The sequence below is a fragment of the Streptomyces sp. NPDC001851 genome (assembly GCF_040297165.1).
In the GTDB taxonomy this organism is placed as follows: domain Bacteria; phylum Actinomycetota; class Actinomycetes; order Streptomycetales; family Streptomycetaceae; genus Streptomyces.
This window is the reverse complement of sequence record NZ_JBEOYR010000077.1, coordinates 424-1,466: the sequence shown is the minus strand read 5'-3', so window position 1 is coordinate 1,466 and position 1,043 is coordinate 424. Positions and strand designations below refer to the sequence as shown.

Genomic DNA, 1,043 nt, shown 5'->3' with positions numbered 1-1,043 from the left:
AGCCTGCTGCAACAGACGTTACAGCGCTTGTCGGGGCTGGGCGGTATTGAAATTGCCGCTCCTTTGGTCATTTGCAATGAGGAACATCGTTTTTTGGTTGCCGAGCAATTGCGTGAAATCGGACAATTAGCGACCAATATCATTTTAGAGCCCGTAGGGCGCAATACCGCGCCGGCAGTGGCGTTGGCAGCTCATCTCGCTGCCGAAGAAGACGAAGACAGCATGCTCTTGGTGCTGGCTGCAGACCATCTGATCACGAAAGTAGAGAATTTCCACGCGGCGATTCAGACGGCAATCTCTTTTGCGGTCAACAATCAGCTGGTCACGTTTGGCATTATTCCGGAGCACCCGGAAACCGGGTACGGTTACATTAAACGCGGCAGTCACTTGTCTCATGATTGCTTTAAGGTTGATTCATTCGTGGAAAAACCACGTTTGGAGAAAGCGATAGAATACCTCGCCAGCGGTGAATATAGCTGGAACAGCGGTATGTTCATGTTCAAAACCGCCAAGTTTTTGCAAGAGTTGCAGCAGTTTAGCCCAGACATCTTTAACACAACCCAACAGGCTGTGGTTAAAAGCCAACGCGACATGAACTTTATTCGGGTTGAACAAGCGATCTTCAAACACTGTCCGAGCGACTCCATCGACTATGCGGTGATGGAAAAAACGCGTGATGCTGTAGTGATTCCCATTGATGCTGGCTGGAGTGACGTTGGTTCTTGGTCCTCGCTGTGGGACGTTTCTAAGAAAGATCATTTGGGCAATGTCAATGTGGGCGACATTATCTCGATCGATTCCAATGACAACTACATTTCCTCTGAGTCCGCGTTGGTGGCGACCATTGGGTTGGAAAACCTGATCGTGGTCAACACCACTGACGCCTTGCTGATCGCTCACAAGGACAAAGTGCAGGATGTGAAGAAAGTGGTTGATGAGCTTAAAAAGCGCAATCTTCATCATTTTCGCCAGCATTCCACCGCATATCGTCCCTGGGGCAAGATTTGCGACATCGACAGCGGCACGCACTTCCTGGTGTAGAA

General features: G+C 49.7%; 1 protein-coding gene. It reads left to right on the top strand.

All coding sequences use genetic code 11. The annotated features are described in order from the left end of the window. Window positions 1-1,041: mannose-1-phosphate guanylyltransferase/mannose-6-phosphate isomerase (locus tag ABT171_RS41580; RefSeq protein ID WP_351252144.1), on the top strand; the 1,041-nt coding region annotated here is incomplete at its 5' end. Window positions 1,042-1,043 lie beyond the last annotated feature (2 nt).